This is a genomic window from Halotolerantifilum yawarlongkerapense (genome assembly GCF_054506745.1).
On sequence record NZ_CP199719.1, the window covers coordinates 1,680,380 to 1,699,907 of the forward strand.

Sequence of the window (19,528 nt, forward strand, 5' to 3'; positions counted from 1 at the left end):
CATGAAAACGCCCGAACACCCATCCTATTACTTTAACCGCGAACTCAGTTGGCTCGCCTTCAACCACCGCGTGCTGAGGGAAGCCATCCGAACCAAGCACCCCCTCTTCGAGCGCCTCAAGTTTCTGGCCATCGTGGCCTCGAACGCCGACGAATTCTTCATGATCCGCGTGGCCACCCTAAAGGATCTGATGGAGGCCAACTACCAGGGGACCGACCTCTCCGGCATGACCCCCAAAGAGCAGTTGAACGCCATCTCACGCTACCAACACGAGATTGTAAGCGAGCAGTACAGTTTTCTCACCGAACAGATTATCCCGGCGCTCGAGGCGGAAAAGATCAGATTCTGCCGCTACGAGGACCTGACGCCCGAGGAATACCACGAGATGCTCAAGTATTTCGACGGGTACATCTTTCCCGTCCTCACCCCCATGGCCGTCGACTCAGGGCGCCCCTTTCCCCTGATCCTCAACCAGACGCTTAACATCGGCGTTTTTTTCGACGATGGACAGTTCGCCACAGTGCAGGTTCCCGCCAACCTTCCGCGGGTCCTCACCCTGAGCCGCAAGGGGATGCACCGTCTCATCCGCCTCGAAGAGATCATCAAGCTCTTCATCGATCGCCTCTTCCCCGGCAAGGTAGTGAACGAGACCCTCTGCTACCGCATCACGCGCAATGCCGATCTCAACGTGGCGGAGGAAGAGGCCGACGACCTGCTCCTCGAGATCGAGGCCAGCCTCCGACAGCGCAAATGGGGCCAGGCCATCCGTCTGGAAATCGAAAAGGGTAGAGACGACCGGATGCTACAGCTGCTTAAAAAATCGCTGGAAATCCATAAAAAGGATATCTACGAACACAATGGCGCGCTGGACCTCTCTTTTCTTTTCGAAATGTACAAGCTCAAGGGTTACGATCACCTCCGCGACCCGGATTTCAAACCCCTCTCCGATTCCACTCTCGCCGGTGTCAGCATGTTCGAGGCCATCAAGGCATCCGAACGTCTCTATTACCATCCTTACGAACAGTTCAAGCCCGTCGTCCGTTTCGTTGAGGAAGCGGCCGACGACCCCGACGTTCTGGCCATCAAACAGACCCTCTACCGGGTGAGCGGCGCGTCGCCCATCGTCCGGGCCCTCGAGCGGGCCGCGGACAACGGCAAGCAGGTGACGGTCATCGTGGAGCTCAAGGCACGGTTCGACGAAGAGAACAACATCCGCTGGGCCAAGCGTTTGGAGAAAGCGGGCTGCCACGTGATCTACGGCCTCGTGGGCCTCAAGGTGCACTCCAAGATCACGCTGGCAATCCGGCGCGAGCCCATGGGCATGCAGCGCTACATCCACCTGGGGACCGGTAACTACAACGACGTCACCGCCAACATCTATTCGGATCTCTCCTTTTTCACCAACGATCCCAAGATCGGCGAAGACGCCTCACTCTTCTTCAACGCACTCTCTGGATATGCAGATCAACCGGTCTTTCACAAGCTCGTGCAGTCGCCCGACGGCATCAAGCGTCGGCTCGTGGAGGATATCGATCGGGAGATCGAGTGGGCGAAGAACGGATCAGAAGCCCGGATCATCGCCAAGATGAATGCTCTGGTGGACAAGGATCTTATCGACAGGCTCTACGAAGCCTCACGAGCCGGCGTGAAGATCGACCTGATCGTCCGGGGCATCTGCTGCCTCAAGCCCGGTCTAAAAGGAGTGAGCGAAAACATCCGCGTGATCAGCCTCGTGGGCAGGTTCCTCGAGCACAACCGCACCTTCTACTTCCACAACAACGGAGCTCCTCGGGTCTACAACGCCAGTGCCGATTGGATGCCTAGAAATCTCTACCGGCGGATCGAGCTGATGTTCCCCATCGAGAACCCCGCGCTGAAAACGCGTTTGATCGACATCCTGAGGTTGGAAATCGAAGACCGGTCGAACGCCAGCATCCTCGATGCCGAGGGAACCTATCATCCCCAGGGTGATGCGCCCGATTCCACAGATTCACACCAGACGCTCATGACCTATCTCGATCGAAAGGAGGCTTCCCATGCATAAACTCGCGATCATAGACCTCGGATCCAACTCCGTCCGCATGATCATCATGCGCATCGATCACCGGGGCGCCCACAAGATGATCGAACAGGCTAAGGTGATGGTCCGCCTCAGCCAAGGGACAGGAGAAACCGGGGAACTCCAGCCGGAACCCATCGAGCGGACCATCGAGACCCTCCATCTGTTCCAGCACCTGATGCGGGTGCACGACACCGATCGCGTGATCCCCGTGGCCACCGCTGCTGTCCGCGACGCGGCCAATCAAGCGGCCTTCCTCGCGAAGGTCGAGGCTGCCACGAATCTTCACTTTAGCGTCCTCAGCGGCGATGAGGAGGCCACCTATGACTACCTGGGTGTGATCAACACCCTCCCCCTCAAGGACTTCCTGCTCATCGATACCGGTGGTGGGAGTACAGAACTCGCTCTGGTAAAAGGCGGAGAGCTCCTCAAGACCGTCTCTCTCCGCTTGGGAGCGGTGACCCTAACGGAGACTTTTTTCCCCGACTACGAAGTCAAGCCCGAAACCCTTAGGGAGGCGCTCTCCGAGATCCGCGCACAACTACTGGCGCTCCCCTGGATCGACGAAGCCGAGGGCCTACCCATCGTGGGCGTCGGCGGGACGCTAAGGAGCCTCGCGAAAATTGACAAGTACCGCCTGCGGCTCCCCCTCGATCGGATTCACGGCTACACGTTGTCCAACGACGAGGTCTTCGACATGATCGACGAAATCCTTTCTCTTCCCCTCAAGAAGCGGCGGAAGATCAAGGGCATCTCCAGCGATCGTGCCGAGGTCATCGCCGGTGGCCTCCTCCCCCTGCGGGCGCTTCTGGATGTGGTGGAGTCCCCCCTCTTCATGGTCAGCGGCAACGGTCTGAGAGAAGGGCTCTTCCACGAGGTCCTACAGGAACAGTTCCCCGACGACCGTCCGCTCCTCGAAAGAAGTCTTTCGAACCTTGCCAAGCGATATGAAGTGAACGAAACCCACAGTAGCCATGTTCATCACTTATCCCGTCGACTGCTAACCGGTCTTCGACAAGAGGCTGATTTCTTCGACAACAGTGAGGAGCTTCTCCTCGCAGCGGCCACCCTGCATGATACCGGTATGTTTGTTGATTATTATGACCACCATAAACACAGCTTCTACCTCACCCTCAACAGCGATCTCGAAGGACTCTCCCATGAGGACCTGGTAAAAGTGGCCTTTATGGTCGGACGCCACCGACCGGACCGTAAGCTCCGCGAAAGCTGGCGTCAGTATCGCCACTATCTAGATCGGGATAGCTATGAGAAGGTCAAGCGATTGGCCACCCTCCTTATGATGGCTGAAAAATTAGACCGTTCGGAGGATAGCGTTGTCCATGACATTGCCGTGAAGGTGAAGAAGAAAAGCGTGATCCTCACTCTCAAGACCGACCAACCTGTGCCTCTGGAGAAAGCCGCGGCCATGAACGCCGCGGCCGCTTTCAAAAAAGCCTTCGGCAAGCGTTTGATCATCAGGGAAAGGAGCTGACGTGCCGTGCTCATTCAAAAGCAAGTGAAAATCAAGGACAAGGAGACCATCTACCGTGCCGCCAAGCGGTCGGGTATCAAGATCAAGGGCTCCTGTGAAAAAGGGAGTTGTGGCAAGTGCAAGGTTCGCCTTCTGGGGGATACGATTCCCGAGCCAAAAAAAGGAGACCGCAAACATCTCTCGGAAGAGGCCTTGGCCAAGGGCTACCGACTGGCCTGTCTCCACCGGGCAGAGGATCACCATCGAGTAGAAGTGGGAAAGAGCAAGAAGAAGAAAAGATAATCGAATTTAACTGAAAAAAGTTATCAATTAGTATTGACAAGTCAGTTGAGAGGTGTTATCATTAACTCATCAAATGAAAGCAACATTCATTTGACCCTCCTACAAACCCTTCAACACCCTATAACCTTCCTAAACTTTTTCAAATCGTTAGATCCCCCTCAAAAAATCTTACGATTGTACACTCAACCCCCCTAAAAGGAAACCTCCCCCCCGAGGTTTCCTTTTTCTTTTTTGTTTTCTTTATAAAAAAGTGCAGGCTACCATCCATTGATGGCACCCTGCACTTTTCCTTCACGCTTAAAAAATATCCCATCATCCTACACAAGGCTGCTGCCGCATGCATGCGGAGCCGTCAGTTGCTCTTGGGTGCTTCTTCCACCCCGATCACTTCCCTGCGGTAGGCCAGTGACGGCTGGGCGCCGAGTCGCTGGATCGCAACGGAGGCCGCACGTTGGCCGCGATCGATGGCGCGCTCCACGCTTAAACCCTCGATCAAACCCGTTGCCAATCCCCCGATAAAACTATCGCCTGCAGCGGTGGTATCCACCGCTTTCACCGAATAAGCCTCGTAGGTCAGTTGATAGTCAGATGTGGTGTCAAGGCATCCCTCGGCACCCAAGGTGGTGATCACCCTTCCCGCCCCCCAGGACAAGAGTTCCTTTGCTCCGCGCTCGCGGTTGTGCATCCCCGTCATCGCCAGCTGCTCCTCTTCGTTGGGCACCAGGAAGTCTACCTTCTCATAGATGGACCGCTCGAGTTCTTTGTGAGGGGCCGGGTTCAGGATTGTCACAACACCCCGCTCCTTGGCTTTCTCTAGAGCTGCCTCGATCACTGGGATCGGAATCTCCTGTTGGATCAAGAGGTGCGTCACGCCCTCGAAAACCTCATCGCGTGTAACGTCCGATACGCCGATCGAACTGTTGGCCCCGGGATTCACCACGATCTTATTCTGTCCGTTGGGCGCGATCATGATCATGGCCGTCCCCGTGGCACCTGATTTCTCGCGGGTGTGCTTGAGATCGATCCCCTCTTCGGCCAGTCCCTTCAAAAGCTCCTTACCGACGGCATCATCACCCACCGCTCCCAAGAAGGCTACTTGCGCACCCATCCGGGCGCACCCTACGGCCTGATTGGCTCCCTTGCCACCGGGGTGCACCGAGTACCCATTGGCCGTTAACGTTTCACCCACGTTGGGGAAGCGATCGATCTCGAAGGCATGATCTTGGTTGATGCTACCGATCACCAGGATCATGTACTCACCGGCTTCTCTAAAACCAGATAGGCTAGGCTACCGTTCTCCAGGCGCTTCTCGACCATCCCGAAGCCCGCATCCAGGGCCATCTTGCTCAGCTCATCATAAGAGAGGAAACTGCCGTAAAACGGATCCGATTGGTGCTTCAGCATCAACGCATCATAATCGGGATCCTGGCCCTTGAGCGGCATGACCAGGTAGAAGTGTCCACCGGGTTTCAAAACGCGGGCCGTTTCCTTAAAAGCTTTTCTCGGATCCTCCAGAAAATTGAAAGTCAGGGATGATATCGCCGTTTCAAAATAGGCATCGACCAGCGGGATCTCGTGGATATCCACCTCGAAGAGATAGAAGGGATCAATTTTCTTTGCCTCCAAGCGTTTCTTGGCCTGAGAGAGCTGGTCCTTGCTGAAATCCATACCGTAGTATGACCGTAGCTCCGGCAGATGATCGATGACCGAAGCGGTTCCACATCCAAGGTCCAGCACACGCTCGATCCGCTGGTCATCGAACAGACGCTTCAGTTGGATCTTATGCACTTCCTCATCCGCCTTGAAAAAGCGTGGTAGGGCCACGTGATCGAGCAGGAATTCATAGACACCGGCCAATTGATTGTACCGTTTCACCACCCGATCCTCCAGTGGTCTTTCCGCGCAATTGATAATCCCTTGGTATCGTTTATACTCCTTCAATTCGAGCACCTCCTGGTACATAAGTTAGCTATTCTCATACGACCTGATCTTTGCCCATCGCTTTTCCCTTCTTCAGTAGTGCCTCCGCATCGCTAAATAGTTTTTGCTCCTGCATATCACCGTCAAAAGACATCACAGAAAAGGTACAGCTCACCGGTCCGAAGCCCGGCCACTTCAAAGCCCGGATGGCAAGCCGTGTACCTTCAGCACGTTGCTGGGCCGTCTCTCGATCAGCACCGGGGAGTAGCACTGCAAAGGCATCTCCGCGCACCCGCGCCACGATTCCCCCGTCGAGCTCCTCGCGGACCGTGGCAATGATGCCATCGAGCATGTGATCGGCCAGGGTTCTGCCGTGGCGACGGTTCACCTTCTCGAAGTCATCCACATCGAAAAGAATCATGGCAGAGGTTTTTCCGAAAAAAGCCAATCGTTCCCGTTCCATCACCAGCACGTTGAGGAAAGCCTTCAGATCCATCTGACCCTCTCCATCGGCATGGATGAAACGATCGTAGATGACATTTTCTCTGAACTGCATGGCCTCGTGGTCCTGGAGTCGCTTGTAACCGTAGAGAACCACCATGATCAGCACCACGGAGAAAAACAGCGTTGCGGCCCAGTGCACACCCCGTGTCAGCGATTCGGGTAATAACCAGACCTGCACCGTGGCACGCACCAAAAGTGCCAGGGTGATCATCCATAAATAGGTCGATCTTTCCATGCCTTCACCCCCCATAAAAGGTCTTCTTCTCCATTATATCAAAAAAACCGCGCATCATCGCACGGTCAGTTCGATTTCATTTTCTGATGCTACGTCCCCATCGATCGTCAGCCTGTACTGAAATGTCAGTTGACCCCGACCCTTTTCATCGATCAGCAGGGAGATCCGGTGTCCTTCTGTGGTCATCTCCAGGATGCCATAGGGTGTCCGGTACTGGTTTTCACAGGTTTCGCCCACCCGGATGGTCATCGTTGAGCCCGCGGGTCCGAACCGCCGGATCTTAACGACCTCCTCCTCCACCGAGAGGAGGGTGTCGCCCTCACGACCTTCCTCTTCATAGCGAAAATGATGGGTTCCCTCGCGGAAGACATAGGCCCCCGTCACATGGTGCTCGATCCTTTCCTCCCGACCATCTTCATAGCGGAGCACCGAGCGGAGGGTCAGCTGTCGCTTCGTCACGTACGAGCCACCCGCTTCTTGATACTCTGGATGATTACCCTCACGTGTTCCTCCGCCTGTTCTTTCGCCAGGTCCTCATCGCCGGCCACGATCGCCTCGCAAATGACCTCGTGTCGGCGACAAACCTCAGCATAGTCGTCGAACTCATTGAAGTAAACCAGACGAAAACGCTGGTACTGGTCGTGCAAATCTTGGATGATCTCGATCAGCTTCTCGTTTTCCGTTGCTTCGTAGATAATATCATGAAAGGCATTGTCGTTATCGATCATCGTGGTGCGATCCATATTTTCGATGGCCTCTTTGAAGTCACGAACATTTTGCTTCAACTGCTCGATGTCTTCTTCCTTCATTTTCTTGGCAGCCAGTTTGGCCGCCAGACCCTCCAGTACATAGCGAATCTCCAGCACATCCAGGATATCCTGTTTGGTCAGATCCGCCACGTAGGCGCCCTTTCTCGGGATCATCTCCACGAACTTCTCTTTTTCAAGCTTCCGGATCGCCTCTCGCACAGGTGTGCGCGATACGCCCATTTCTTCTGCCAGGGCGATTTCCATCAAGCGCTCTCCTGGTTTCAACTCACCCTTGAGAATCGATTCTTTCAAATGATCGAACACAATCTCTCCCAGTGGTTTGTAGTGCTTGAAATCCAACTTCTTAAACTTAGACATCAAAAAATCCCCCATTTATCGGTCTCACCATGTAGGTCTGGTCATTGATCCGTTTACATGCCTCAAAGGCCGCTCTTGCCCCCAGCTCGTCTGAAAAAAGACCGAACACCGTGGGCCCGCTGCCGCTCATGAGTGCACCCAAGGCCCCCTTGTCGATCATGATGTTTTTCAGACTGGCGATCTCTGGACGCGCGGGCATTGTCGAGAGCTCCAGCGTGTTGTGCAAGGCACGCCCCACTCGGTCAAGATCACCCGAACATAAGGCCTCTTCCATCGCACGCGTCCGTTGTCCCCGGGTAAAGGATCCCGGTGGTAGGTTGCGATAGGCCGCCTGGGTGGAAACCCCTTCTTTCGGCTTGGTCAACACGAGAAAACCCTCATCAAGACCGGTAACGGGTCTGAGAACCTCGCCGATCCCCTCGGCCCGCTGCGTACCCATGCCCAGGCAAAAGGGCACATCGGCACCCAACCCAAGGCCAAGGGCCAAGAGTTCATGATCATCGATGGCCACATCATAGAGCTCGCGCATCCCAATCAGTACAGCCGCAGCATCAGCGCTACCACCGGCCAGGCCCGCTGCCACGGGAATCCGCTTTTCGATGTGGATCGACACACCCCCTTCGAGAGCCGCCTTCTCCATCAATACAGCCGCAGCACGATAGGCCAGGTTGCCTTCATCTGTCGGTAGGTCGGGATCATCACAGGTAAGCGCAATCCCCCGATCGCGTTTGTCAAGGCGCACGAGATCATAGAGATCGATTTTCTGCAAGATCATGTCCACGAGATGATAACCATCCGCGCGTTTACCGATCACTTCCAGACTGAGATTGACCTTTGCATAGGCTCGATATTCCACAGCATCCACCTCTAATACATTATACAAAATACACTCATTTCTATTATAGCCCATGTATCACGGCATGAAAAGCCTCGCACGAAAAAAGATGCCCGGATGGGGCATCTTTAGGAAACCTCGATTTTTGCTTCATCTCTGCAAAGTGTGATCTCGACAGTCTCGGTCAGGATATCGGAATAGGAGAAGGACAGTGTCTGTCCGATGTTAAGCCCTTCATCAATTCGTACGGTAAAGACGCTAGGGAACACATCATCAATGATGCCCTCGCGAATTTTGACTTTCCGCTTACCCTTATTCGTCTTGAGCTGAACCTTTTGACCCAGGCAGTCCTCGACGTATTTTCTGATTTCCAAAAGTGTTTCACGGGTCGCCAATTTATCACCTTCCTCTTATGGTCAAGCCTATCTTAGCACTTCCCACCGGAAAAGTCAATTATTATACAATAGCTTAAAAGTATTTGTCAACCACTTTTTCTGCTCCCATTTTTCTCTCCCGTGCATATCCCTACCAATGGGTGGTATATATAGACAGAAGCTGACAAAAGGATTGTTTCTCAACTGACAATGATTCCCGAAAGGTGGCGAAGTATATGGAAACCATCAACGGTCACGATATCTACAAATCGATGGTCAGGAGCACTCTGGCCATTGAGAAGGAAAAAAACCTCCTCAACAAGACCAACGTTTTTCCCGTGGCGGACGGCGATACAGGAACGAATCTGCATGCGACGATGCGGGCCATCGTGAACAACACAGAACCAGATGATGATGTCGATGTCGTGCTCGGTCATATGGCCGAAGGCGCCCTGACGGGGGCTCGTGGGAACTCGGGACTGATCGTCGCCCAGTTTTTCAACGGATGGAGCGACGCCGTGGCCGGCCGTTCTCATCTGTCCACCTCGGAGTTCATCGATACCCTCTGCATCGCATCGGAAAAATCGGCCGCGGCCGTGGATACACCGACGGAGGGTACCATCCTAACGCTCATCGACCGCTGGACAGGCTATCTCTCCGAACGCAAGGGGACCCACCGCTCCTTCCCCGCCCTCCTCAGTGACAGTCTGGAGTACGCCGGTGAAATCCTGGAGAACACCAAGCACCAGCTGCAGGTGCTCGCCGACCATAATGTCGTGGATTCCGGCGCCATGGGCTTCTACCACGTCATCGCCTCCATGGCCCAGCATTTCAACGGGGCAGAAGAACCTGAACTCGATATGGAGGGGCCGCTGGAGATTCCCGATGTCGATCATGCCCACGACGAACTAGGGGACTACCGTTACTGTACGGAGGCACTGGTCCTCAATAGTGGCACCACACCCGATGCACTGCGCGAATTGCTCGGCGATCTGGGCGATTCCCTGATCGTGGCGGGAGGTCGCAAGAATCTTCGGATCCACCTGCACACCAACGCCCCCGAGGTCCTGCACAGCCTATTGGTGGAAGAGGGCCTGACCATTCTAGAGACCAAGGTCGATGACATGCAAATCCAGTTGCTCGACCAACAGGTATCCGATCGACGGATCGCCCTTTGCACGGACTCTATCGCCGACCTACCGGAGTCCTTGATCGAAGCCCACCGCATCCACGTGCTCCCCATCCATCTGACGATCAACGACAGTACCTTCCTCGATAAGGTGACTGTCAAACCGCATACCTTCTACGATCTGGCGGGAAAATTCAAGAACCAACCACAGAGCGGGATCCCGAGCATCCAGCGGGCGGAAAATCTTTTCGATGATCTCTTCAGCGTCTACGATGATGTCCTGTTCATCAGCGTGGCCGCCAAATTATCCGGCATGAACCAGATGATCTCACGGCTCGCGGACGGTTACAAGGGCAGACTCCATGTGATCGATTCCCGCTTGAACTCCGGTGCCCAGGGACTGCTCGTTCTGAGAGCCGCCGAGATGATCGCCGATGGTCGACCCATCGACGAAATCGTCCGCACACTCACATCCACACGAGAACGTACCAAAATCTACGTGGGCGTCGACACGCTCAAGTACATGGTTAAGGGCGGGCGCGTCCCTCCCACCCTAGGGATCGTGGGTAAGGTGCTCAACCTCAAGCCCATCGTATCTCTCGATGACATGGGTGCCGGTATCGCCTTCGGAAAAGCTTTCTCAAGATCTGGGGTACTCAAGAAAATCAAATCGCTCTTAGCTGAAGACCTCCCTGTGAGCCACCTCTGTATCGTCCACGGGAACGCACCGGAAAGAGCGCAAATTTGGAAGGAACAAATCGAATCGGAATTCAACATAACGGTGGATTACATCACCGACATCTCGTCCGTGGTAGCTGCAAATTCCGGACCAGGTGCCGTGGCCATCGCCTATATTAAGAAAGAAGGATCCTCATGACTTTACTGTGGCAAGTACTCCTTTTGACCTTCATTTTTTTCTCCTTGTTCTTCCTCATCGGACAAGCCATCGGGAAGAACTCTGTCGTGGATACAGCGTGGGGTTTGGGCTTTGTTCTGATCGCTCACTACAGTTACTGGATGGGCTCCGGGAACACCCTCTCGCTCATCCTGATGGTCCTCGTGACCCTCTGGGGTATCCGATTGGCCACCCACATCGGTCTTCGCAACTTCAAAAAACCCGAGGACTATCGTTACGTCAAAATGCGGGAGTCTTGGGGCGACCATCCGATGATCAACGCCTTTTTCCGCGTCTATATGCTCCAGGGCGTCCTGATGCTGTTGATCGCATCGCCGATCATCTACACGGGTACCCGGGGGAGTGCCTCCACCGGCATCACCACGTATCTCGGCATCCTCATCTGGGTCATCGGTTTCTACTTTGAAGCGCTGGGCGATTATCAGCTCAAGGTCTTCAAAGCCGACCCCGCCAACAAGGGAGAGCTCATCGACACAGGGCTCTGGCGTTACACGCGCCATCCGAACTATTTCGGCGAAGCCACCATGTGGTGGGGTGTCTGGCTGGTCTCCTTGCACGGCGTCGCCGCCCTCCCTTTTATCCTCAGCCCTATGGTGATCACCTACCTTCTCCTCTTCGTTTCCGGTGTACCGCTTCTGGAGGAAAAATACGAAGGCCGCCCGGACTTTGAAGCCTACAAAAAACGGACCAACAAGTTCTTCCCCTGGTTTCCCAAGGATGCAGGCTGATGAAAAGCGCAAAAATTCTCCTGGCATTCGGTGCCCTGGTCATGCTGGGTGTCATCCTCTACGGTTTCACCCTTGGAAACTTCTTTGAAGAGGGTGGGCAGCTGACCTCCCTCTACTGGGGCAAGGTCACACTGATCGACCTCTACCTCGCTTTTTTCGTCTTCATCGGGTGGGTCGCCTACCGCGAGAACCACATGGGACGCACGCTTCTGATCGCTATGCTCACCCTCACGCTGGGCAGCCTAACCATCACCCTCTACACGCTCTACGCCCTCATGCAGGCAAGGGGGGATATGACCCGTTTCTTCCAGCACAAGCGCCATAAGAAAAGCACCTAACCACGGGTCAGGTGCGAAACAACAGAGCGGACCCCCTCTTCATAGTAGCCCCTCCCTTTATAGTAGGGGGAGGCTTCTATGATGAGGGGCTTTTCTTTTGTCAGAAGAAGATCGAGCACCTCTCGCGTATCGAAAGCAAAGCCGTCGGCCCTGCGCTGTTCGATGTGCGGAACGATGTGATGGTAGGCCTTGTAGTGGGGATTGTTTCCATAGGGGCGGTCGCCCTTGGTCGTCCAGAGGTGAAAAGCCTCTGCCTGATCGGCCAACACAGTGAGGGCCCAATCGAAATCAAAGCCGCGCAGGAGCGAGGCGAAGTACAGATGACCCGTATCCACCAGGATCCCGAGATGCGCATAGGAAGCCAAGCGATCGACCCACTGTTCTGGATCCGAGAACATCACGTTCGAGCCGAAATACTCCAGCAGGATGCGCACATCGTAAGCAGCTGCAACGTCCTCCAAGCGGTCGAGGCCCGCCATAAGCACACGATCGAAGGCTTCTGCATCCATACTCTCGTGATGGTAGACCCCAGGAAAATGAAGTACGAAATACTCGGGATTGTACAAGCGGCACAAACGCTCGAGATTGGCCTCTAGAAAACGAAAGGACAGATCACGTAGCTGTGCATCGGGGTCGAGGTAAAAAGCCGAAAGATAGTCGTGGTCATACCAGTCGAAGATCTCCAGCGGTAGGTGGATGGAGTAGGGCCAAGACCGCTCTGTCGCGTAGGCGATCTCTCGGTCGATCTTTTCCAACATCTCCTCGTGTGTTTTCCCCCGGCCAAGACATGCTTCGATCCGATGGATGCCAAGCTGGTCCAGTTCGTCCACCTGAATATGCACGGTATTGATTCCTAGATTCTTCACTGCCAACATACTTCGATTCCTCCTGCTATCCTATCGGAAGGCCAAAAAGGCCGCAAAAAACGCCATGAGACTAAAGAAAAGGTAGAAAAGTGCCAGTTGCTTTCGGCCCTTTTGCTGCTGTTCGCGAGCGTAGACGACCAGATACAGGGAAAAGAGTACCCCCATGGGTCCGTTGAGTCCCCAGGCACCTGTCCATTGCCAGCGGTGCATCAGTATATAGATAAGCGCCAATACCGCTAGACCCAGTCGAATCTTCACACCCATCATCCCCACCTCCTCAGTACCCACCTTAGCATAGCCCGCCGTTTTTTTCCACGAAAAAAAGGATGGCCGAGGCCACCCTTCCCAATTTTTTATCGATTCAGGAGCTGGTTGAGCGCGACGCCCACGATGGCCGCGAAGCTCAGTCCCGAGAGACTTACCGTCTCCGTGAGACGAATTCCCACGAAAAGGCCTGTTGACTGTTCGATGTAGCTACCGCCGAAGCCCAGGATCAAGATGACCGCCATGACGATCATGTGCTTGGCATCCATCTTGGTCTCGCTGCTTTTGATGGTCTTCACACCGATCAAGGCGATCATGCTGAAGAGCATCAGGCTGATTCCGCCCATGACCGGCACCGGGATGCTCGAGAGCACCGCGCCCACCTTGGCAATGGTGGCCAGGCCGATGGCGAAGACCGCTGCGAGGCGCAAGATCGCCGGGTTGTAGTTCTTCGTGATGGCCAGCACGCCCGTGTTCTCACCGTAGGTCGTATTCGCAGGTCCACCGATCATACCGGCCATCAGCGTGGCCAGGCCGTCACCCAGAAGCGTTCGGTTGAGGCCAGGATCCTTGATGAAGTCTTTGCCGACCACTGCACCGTTTGTCGTGATGTCACCGATGTGTTCCATGAAGACCGCCAGGACCACCGGCGCGATGGTCATGATGGCACCCAGTGAAAACTTGGGGAGCGTCAGGTTCGGAATGGCCAGGACTTCCGCTGTCGTCACGATGCTCGTGTCCACAGCTCCGAGCGACAGGGCCACAGCGTAACCGACAAGAACGCCGATCAAGATAGCGAGTTGCTTGGTAAATCCCTTGAATGCGAAGTTAACGAAAAGTGCTGTGCCCAGTGTGATCGCCGCCAGCATGAGGTTTCCGCTGGCCATCCCGTAGGCCACGGGGATCAGGTTCAGACCGATCACCATGATCATGGGGCCGATGACATGCGCGGGGAGATATCGCTTGAGCGTATCCGTTCCGATCCGATCGACCACGCGTGAGAGCAGGATGTAGAGAAGACCTGCCACAACGATACCACCCTGGGCGTAGGCCAGGCTACCGTAGGTGTTCTTCACCGCGATGATCACGGGAATGAAGGCAAAAGAGGAACCCAGGAAAACCGGTACCTTTCGCTTGGTGACCGAGTGGAAGATCAGGGTTCCGAGTCCTGCGGAGAGCAGGGCCACCGAGGGGTCGAACCCCGTTAGGATCGGTACGAGCACCGTGGCGCCGAACATGGCGATCAGGTGCTGTAATGCCAAGATCACCTGTTTGATCGTGGGGGCCGCTACAGCCGTTTTGTTGGTCATCGCTTTCGTAGTCATTCTCATGTCTCCTTTCGGGTCTCACCGGACCGGGTTAAAAGGTATGTGTACAAAAAAGGCTCCTCGGGCGCAAAGAGCACACGAAGAGCCTGACAGATCTCGTCAAATCGCTTCGGGTCTCTCGGACTCCTTTAAAGCGTACTATTTATTCATCTCGTATTATTATATGGGATAGAGAGAAAAAGTCAAGGTGAAATTTCAATCCACTCGATCTCACCGGACACCGTGGTCAGACGCATCTCCCTGCTTCCATGACCATTCTCCACCAGTAACCTGCGGTCGCCCGTTCGATCGATGCGGTCGCTCCTCCCCTCATAGGAAAGGTCTCCCGAGATGGTCTCGAGCAGCAACCTGAGATCGGTGATCGGTGGCGCCTTCACCGACACATCACCGCTGGTGCTCTTGAGGACGAGCGATCCCAGGGCCTCGCAAGCGAGTTCGAGATCCCCGCTTACGCTCTCGAGCCGCGCCTGACCGATCTCTGCTTTCGTGAGGATCACGTGACCCGAGGTGCTCTCCGCTGAGAAAGCTTCAACATGAGGTGCCTCCACCGTCACGTCGCCAGAGACCGTTCGTATGACCAGACGATTCAAGACCAGCGGAGCGATCCAGGCATCATTAGAAGTCCCCTGGATCTCCAGATTTCCCGCGAAGGATTCGGGGATCTCCAGGTCTAGTTGCGACCAGCTACCGATATGGATCCCCACCAGGTTGGGGTAGTTTACCTCGATCTTTCGGTCGCGCTCATCGCCGGACATCTCGATCTCCGGGACCCGGTCCATCGGATAGGTCCCCGTGAAGGACCAGCGGACCTGATCACCGGGATGGGTGGTGATCCTCAGGTCGCTATCCACCACTGAGATCTCGAGGATACCGTCACTAGCGAGGCTTTCGCCACCGGTCGTCTCGAAGGCCCGGGCCGAATCGGCAGAAAGCCGCATCTCATCGGCCGTCTCACGTAACACATCCCAGTTGAAGGTCTGTAGCGTCATGGAGGCGAGGCCGAAACTAACGAGCGCCACACCCAGGAAAATGAGAATCCATCGATTGGATGATTTCATACTATCGTTCCCCCTTGATGATCTGACTATTCATCTGCAAATAACGCAAGGTCAGTCGGTAAATGAGCTGACCTGCCTTCAGACCGATCAGCATCATGGCCATGGACAGGGCGATGAAGCCTACACCGAGGAAAAATCCGCCCAAGGCCATGCCAGAGAAAATCGTGAATACGGAGGAAAGCAGGCCACCGACAATGATCGCGAAACCCGCCACGAACAAAGCGACGGCCACGGCGAAAAAGGCAACCAGCAGCCCGCAGAGGGCGAGGAAGGGCCCCAGCAAGAACACGATGTTGAAAAACCCGAGTCCCAGGGTGGCCACGATCGCTCGGAGCAGATTGCGAGAACTCGGTTCCTCCTCAGCCCGGGCCACCAATGTCCGCACGCGGTACTGTTTGGCTAGCTGCTCGGGAGAACCCAAGGCCTCACCGGCGGCTTCTTCCGACTGTCCATCTGCCATGGCCATCTCGAAATGCTCCCGGTAATCCGCCAGGATCTCCGACCGCTCCTCCTCCGGTAAGCCGGAGAGGGCCGTTTCTAATCTTGTCAAGAACTCATGCTTCTTCATCCGCTGTTCCCCCCTTGACCAGCTGGTCCACACCCTCTGTGAACCTACGCCACTCCGAAGCCAAGAGTTCCTTGGCCTCTTCACCCTGCTTGGTCAGTCGATAGTATTTTCTCGGTGGGCCTTCCTTCGATTCCTTCAGGTAGGTTTCAAAGTACCCTTCCTTTGTCAACCGTCTCAACAATGGATAGATGGTTCCCTCCGATATGGTGATGCGCTCCGAGATCATGCTCACCAGCTCGTAGCCATAACAATCCTTTTGATCGAGGATCGAGAGGACGCAGAGCTCCAGCACACCCTTCTTAAATTGTATGTTCATAGGGCGCTCCTTTCTTTCGTCGGGATTATTCTATCACACGCTACCTTTTATGGCAAGGTACCTTGTTAAGAGTTAAGGAGGACTTTAGCTTCCCCTGCATGAGAGGACCTCCACCCGGACAAGCTAACCGATCCCCCGAGGGTGATGACCGCCGATTAACCGGCGGTTGCCCTTCGCACCAGATGGCGTATAATGGAAGCAAGAAGAAAAAATCCTAACAAAGAGTACCAATGTCCTTCGTCCTGAGGAAAGGAGTCTACCCATGACCACTCTGTTGAAAAATATTCACTATCAGCTTGAACCCGTGGAACTCTTGATTGAAGAGGGAAAGATTTTGGATCTTCTCCCTCCGGGCACGACATCCGAAACGGAAGCGTGCCTAGTCGACGGTCATGGCGGGCATCTCTATCCCGGGTTCGTCGATGCCCACCTACACCTGCTCGGACACGGATTGTCCCTCAAGCAGTGTTCCGTCGAAGGGGTCAAGAGCATCGATGCGATCATAAGAATCTGCCGTCAGCATATGGTCGACCATCCTCTGGCCGATGGCGATATCTTCCAGGGACACGGTTGGAACCAGACCTACCTGGAGGAGGGGCGGATGCCCACGCGGTCGGATCTCGACCGTATCTCCACAGAACACCCTGTGCTTCTCACGCGCAACTGCCACCACGTCCTCGTGGCCAACAGCGCCGCGATCGCTCTTCTCAGTCAAGAGGCCGTTACAGAGAAGCAAAGCACCACCGGTCTCTTCGAGGAAGACGCCATGGGCCTTTTGCTCGACAAGGTCCCACGTCCCACGATCGAGGACCTCAAGGAAGGGATCCTAGCCGCCCAAGCCGAGATGTTCTCCCTAGGGATCACCAGCGTCTTCAGCGACGATCTCTCCGCGGTTCTGCCCGGTGAAGAGCAGATGGTCTTCGACGCTTACGAGGACCTTGAGACCTCTGGCCAATTGCTGCTCAACGTTTATGAACAGAGTCTCTTCCGTCGCTCGGATACCCTCGAGCGCTTTCTAGAAGAAGGGTACCGGATGGATCCCCCAGGTCGACGTTTTCGACGCGGTCCCCTGAAGATCTTGCTCGACGGCTCCTTGGGGGCACGTACCGCCAAACTCAAAGCACCCTATTCCGATGATCCATCGACCGACGGCATCCTGAACCACCCACCAGAAGAACTGAAGCGCCAGATCGCTCTGGCCGCGGCCCACGGCGTTGATGCCGCCGTCCACGGAATCGGCGACGCGGCCATCGAACTGGCCCTCGATTCGATTCACGAGGCCTACGGTGACGAGGGACGACATGCTATCGTACACGCCCAGATCACCTCACCGGAACTCTTGGAAAAGTTCGAACGCTATGGGGTGGGTGCCATGATCCAACCGATCTTTATCACCGACGATATCTTTGTGGTCAAGGATCGGATTGGCGAGCGGATCAAGGGCAGTTATGCCTTCAAAACGCTTCTGCACACGGTACCCACGGCCCTGAGCACCGACGCACCGATCGTCTCACCAGATCCCTTCTCCTGTCTCTTCTGTGCTGTGACGAGACAGGATCTGGGACAGAGTAAGGCCCCCTTTCTCCCCGAAGAGGCACTGACCCTCGCCGAGGGACTGCGCGGATATACCGAGACGGCCTACCACTTTAGTTACGAAGAGAAGACAAAGGGCCGAGTCACTCCCGGTTTTACCGCCGATCTCTGCGTGCTCGACCGCCACCTCGAGTCCATCTCCCCCGAGGAGATCCGGTCGACACGGGTCCTGTTGACCTTGGTCGACGGGAAGGTTACCCACAGGGAGGAGTAGACCATGGGCACACTGAGACGGTACTGGAACCGACTGCACAGGCAGGTCTGGTTCATTCCCTCCACCCTGGCAATTTGGGCGGCGATCATCGCATTGGCCATGGGTTTCATCGACGCCACGGTGGTCCCCTATATCGTGAACGGATACGATCTATTCCTGCTTCCGATTGACCTCGGACGCGAGATCCTATCGACACTCACCGCCTCGCTTCTCACCATGACCACCATCACCTTCTCCACTATCATGGTGGTGCTCACGACCTATACCAGCCAGTTTTCCCCCAGAACACTAGAAGATTTCATCACCAATACCACCACCCAAAGGGTGCTCGGCGTATTCATCGGTGGATTCGTCTACTCGTTGCTCTCACTGTATCTGATGAAAAACCTGAGGACCGAGTACATGCTCTCTGCCTCTGTAGGTATCCTGATCGCCCTGATCTGCCTGGCTTTCTTCGCCTACTTTATCCATCACGTGGCCACCTCGATCCAGGTGAACCGTTTGATCGCCAGTCTCACCGATCGAATCCTGACCACGGTGGACAACCTGGCCAAGCGGTATGAAGCTGAGACCATCGATAACCAAGTGCCGGAGGATCACGAAAGATGGGAAAAGCTACCCAAGCGCGTGGTGCAATCCAGTCGCATCGGTTATATCCAGCGGATCGACCACAAGGGTCTGCTGCACCGTGCCACGGAGGAAGATGTTGTCGTTCGGATCGAAAAATCTGTGGGAGACTACCTTACCACCAAGACCCACGTGCTCTCTATCTGGCCCATCCGCGAGGATCAAGAGGTCGACGGTCTCAGGAATTACCTGACCATCGCCCGGGAGCGGGACATGTATGAAGACGTGGCCTTCGGACTCAAAAAACTCGTGGAGATCGCCCTGCGGGCCCTCTCCCCAGGGATCAACGATCCCAATACCGCCGTGCTGTGCATCCACAACCTAGGGATGATCCTCTCCCGCATCGCCAGCTCGGAAATCGAGCACACCTATTTCTACGATAAAGAAGGGGAGCTCCGGCTGATCCACCAGGATGAGCCCTTTTCCGATCTGCTCTACGAGACCTTCTTCCAGTTGAGACTCTACGGCCGTCAGGATGTCTCGGTCATGTCGGCGATGCTCGATGCCGTCGTGATCATCGCCGAGGAGAACCGCATGGGGATCAATCAACCGCTGGAGGATCTGACGGATTATCTGGCCAGCGGCTTCGACAGACAGACCGCCAGCGATCTGGACTTCGATTTCTTAAGAGGCAAACTGGCCAAGATCGACGCCTACCTCCACACGGACTTTGCGAACCAGTTGGTGGAGCCGAAAAACAACAATTGACCACGAAAAAAGACGCCGGCGTTCCCCCTGGGGAAAACGCCGGCGCT

21 protein-coding genes are annotated in these 19,528 nt (G+C 55.2%); 8 read left to right on the forward strand and 13 right to left on the reverse strand.

What is annotated here, in order from left to right; translation table 11 throughout:
* The first annotated feature begins 1 nt into the window (after position 1).
* Genes ppk1 through ACULM0_RS08110 form a run of 3 tightly spaced genes read left to right on the forward strand, consistent with a single transcriptional unit; the run spans position 2 to position 3,833 of the window.
* The gene (ppk1, locus tag ACULM0_RS08100; RefSeq protein ID WP_463677046.1) at positions 2–2,044 is read left to right on the forward strand and encodes a polyphosphate kinase 1; all 2,043 of its coding nucleotides are present in this window, start codon (positions 2–4) and stop codon (positions 2,042–2,044) included.
* Positions 2,037–3,551, forward strand: coding sequence for an exopolyphosphatase (gene ppx / locus ACULM0_RS08105; protein WP_463677047.1), 1,515 nt, complete (start codon positions 2,037–2,039; stop codon positions 3,549–3,551). The genes ppk1 and ppx overlap by 8 nt, the downstream gene beginning before the upstream one ends.
* Positions 3,552–3,557: 6 nt before the next feature.
* Positions 3,558–3,833 (forward strand): 2Fe-2S iron-sulfur cluster-binding protein, encoded by a 276-nt coding sequence (locus ACULM0_RS08110; protein ID WP_463677048.1) that lies wholly within the window; start codon positions 3,558–3,560, stop codon positions 3,831–3,833.
* Between the two features lie 352 nt (positions 3,834–4,185).
* Here the strand turns inward: ACULM0_RS08110 and rbsK are convergent, their stop codons facing one another.
* The 7 genes from rbsK to ACULM0_RS08145 form a co-directional block, all read right to left on the reverse strand.
* Positions 4,186–5,085: a ribokinase gene (rbsK, locus tag ACULM0_RS08115; protein ID WP_463677049.1), complete on the reverse strand. Its 900-nt coding sequence runs from the start codon at positions 5,083–5,085 to the stop codon at positions 4,186–4,188.
* The gene (locus ACULM0_RS08120) at positions 5,082–5,774 is read right to left on the reverse strand and encodes a class I SAM-dependent methyltransferase (protein WP_463677050.1); all 693 of its coding nucleotides are present in this window, start codon (positions 5,772–5,774) and stop codon (positions 5,082–5,084) included. Before ACULM0_RS08120 ends, rbsK begins: the two co-directional genes overlap by 4 nt.
* 34 nt (positions 5,775–5,808) lie before the next feature.
* On the reverse strand, positions 5,809–6,492 hold the full coding sequence (locus ACULM0_RS08125) for a GGDEF domain-containing protein (RefSeq protein WP_463677051.1): 684 nt from the start codon (positions 6,490–6,492) through the stop codon (positions 5,809–5,811).
* Positions 6,493–6,546: 54 nt separating this feature from the next.
* Positions 6,547–6,951: a YwiB family protein gene (locus tag ACULM0_RS08130; protein ID WP_463677052.1), complete on the reverse strand. Its 405-nt coding sequence runs from the start codon at positions 6,949–6,951 to the stop codon at positions 6,547–6,549.
* The gene (locus ACULM0_RS08135; RefSeq protein WP_463677053.1) at positions 6,948–7,619 is read right to left on the reverse strand and encodes a GntR family transcriptional regulator; all 672 of its coding nucleotides are present in this window, start codon (positions 7,617–7,619) and stop codon (positions 6,948–6,950) included. Before ACULM0_RS08135 ends, ACULM0_RS08130 begins: the two co-directional genes overlap by 4 nt.
* The gene (gene ispE, locus ACULM0_RS08140; protein WP_463677054.1) at positions 7,612–8,502 is read right to left on the reverse strand and encodes a 4-(cytidine 5'-diphospho)-2-C-methyl-D-erythritol kinase; all 891 of its coding nucleotides are present in this window, start codon (positions 8,500–8,502) and stop codon (positions 7,612–7,614) included. The genes ACULM0_RS08135 and ispE overlap by 8 nt, the downstream gene beginning before the upstream one ends.
* Before the next feature lie 80 nt (positions 8,503–8,582).
* Entirely contained in the window at positions 8,583–8,849 is a 267-nt protein-coding gene (locus ACULM0_RS08145; RefSeq protein ID WP_463677055.1) for a Veg family protein, read from the reverse strand.
* Between the two features lie 215 nt (positions 8,850–9,064).
* Between ACULM0_RS08145 and ACULM0_RS08150 the strand changes: the two genes are divergently transcribed.
* From ACULM0_RS08150 to ACULM0_RS08160, 3 genes are read left to right on the forward strand one after another with little or no spacing between them, the layout of a single operon-like run.
* On the forward strand, positions 9,065–10,834 hold the full coding sequence (locus ACULM0_RS08150; RefSeq protein ID WP_463677056.1) for a DegV family protein: 1,770 nt from the start codon (positions 9,065–9,067) through the stop codon (positions 10,832–10,834).
* Positions 10,831–11,601: a DUF1295 domain-containing protein gene (locus ACULM0_RS08155; protein ID WP_463677057.1), complete on the forward strand. Its 771-nt coding sequence runs from the start codon at positions 10,831–10,833 to the stop codon at positions 11,599–11,601. Before ACULM0_RS08150 ends, ACULM0_RS08155 begins: the two co-directional genes overlap by 4 nt.
* The gene (locus ACULM0_RS08160) at positions 11,601–11,939 is read left to right on the forward strand and encodes a DUF1475 family protein (protein WP_463677058.1); all 339 of its coding nucleotides are present in this window, start codon (positions 11,601–11,603) and stop codon (positions 11,937–11,939) included. Before ACULM0_RS08155 ends, ACULM0_RS08160 begins: the two co-directional genes overlap by 1 nt.
* Here ACULM0_RS08160 and ACULM0_RS08165 read toward each other — a convergent pair.
* The 6 genes from ACULM0_RS08165 to ACULM0_RS08190 form a co-directional block, all read right to left on the reverse strand.
* Positions 11,936–12,814, reverse strand: coding sequence for a sugar phosphate isomerase/epimerase family protein (locus ACULM0_RS08165; RefSeq protein ID WP_463677059.1), 879 nt, complete (start codon positions 12,812–12,814; stop codon positions 11,936–11,938). The two genes, ACULM0_RS08160 and ACULM0_RS08165, sit on opposite strands and share 4 nt — an antisense overlap.
* A gap of 21 nt (positions 12,815–12,835) precedes the next feature.
* Positions 12,836–13,072, reverse strand: a complete 237-nt coding sequence (locus ACULM0_RS08170) for a hypothetical protein (RefSeq protein WP_463677060.1) — start codon at positions 13,070–13,072, stop codon at positions 12,836–12,838.
* A gap of 86 nt (positions 13,073–13,158) precedes the next feature.
* Positions 13,159–14,394, reverse strand: coding sequence for a uracil-xanthine permease family protein (locus tag ACULM0_RS08175; RefSeq protein ID WP_463677061.1), 1,236 nt, complete (start codon positions 14,392–14,394; stop codon positions 13,159–13,161).
* Between the two features lie 185 nt (positions 14,395–14,579).
* Positions 14,580–15,455, reverse strand: a complete 876-nt coding sequence (locus ACULM0_RS08180) for a DUF4097 family beta strand repeat-containing protein (RefSeq protein WP_463677062.1) — start codon at positions 15,453–15,455, stop codon at positions 14,580–14,582.
* A gap of 1 nt (position 15,456) precedes the next feature.
* The gene (locus ACULM0_RS08185; RefSeq protein WP_463677063.1) at positions 15,457–16,023 is read right to left on the reverse strand and encodes an HAAS signaling domain-containing protein; all 567 of its coding nucleotides are present in this window, start codon (positions 16,021–16,023) and stop codon (positions 15,457–15,459) included.
* Positions 16,010–16,339 (reverse strand): PadR family transcriptional regulator, encoded by a 330-nt coding sequence (locus ACULM0_RS08190; RefSeq protein ID WP_463677064.1) that lies wholly within the window; start codon positions 16,337–16,339, stop codon positions 16,010–16,012. The genes ACULM0_RS08185 and ACULM0_RS08190 overlap by 14 nt, the downstream gene beginning before the upstream one ends.
* A 262-nt stretch (positions 16,340–16,601) precedes the next feature.
* On the opposite strand from ACULM0_RS08190, the gene ACULM0_RS08195 reads away from it, so the two are divergent.
* Together ACULM0_RS08195 and ACULM0_RS08200 are read left to right on the forward strand one after the other, a co-directional pair.
* On the forward strand, positions 16,602–18,146 hold the full coding sequence (locus ACULM0_RS08195; RefSeq protein WP_463677065.1) for an amidohydrolase: 1,545 nt from the start codon (positions 16,602–16,604) through the stop codon (positions 18,144–18,146).
* Between the two features lie 3 nt (positions 18,147–18,149).
* Positions 18,150–19,481, forward strand: a complete 1,332-nt coding sequence (locus ACULM0_RS08200) for a DUF2254 domain-containing protein (protein ID WP_463677066.1) — start codon at positions 18,150–18,152, stop codon at positions 19,479–19,481.
* Positions 19,482–19,528 lie beyond the last annotated feature (47 nt).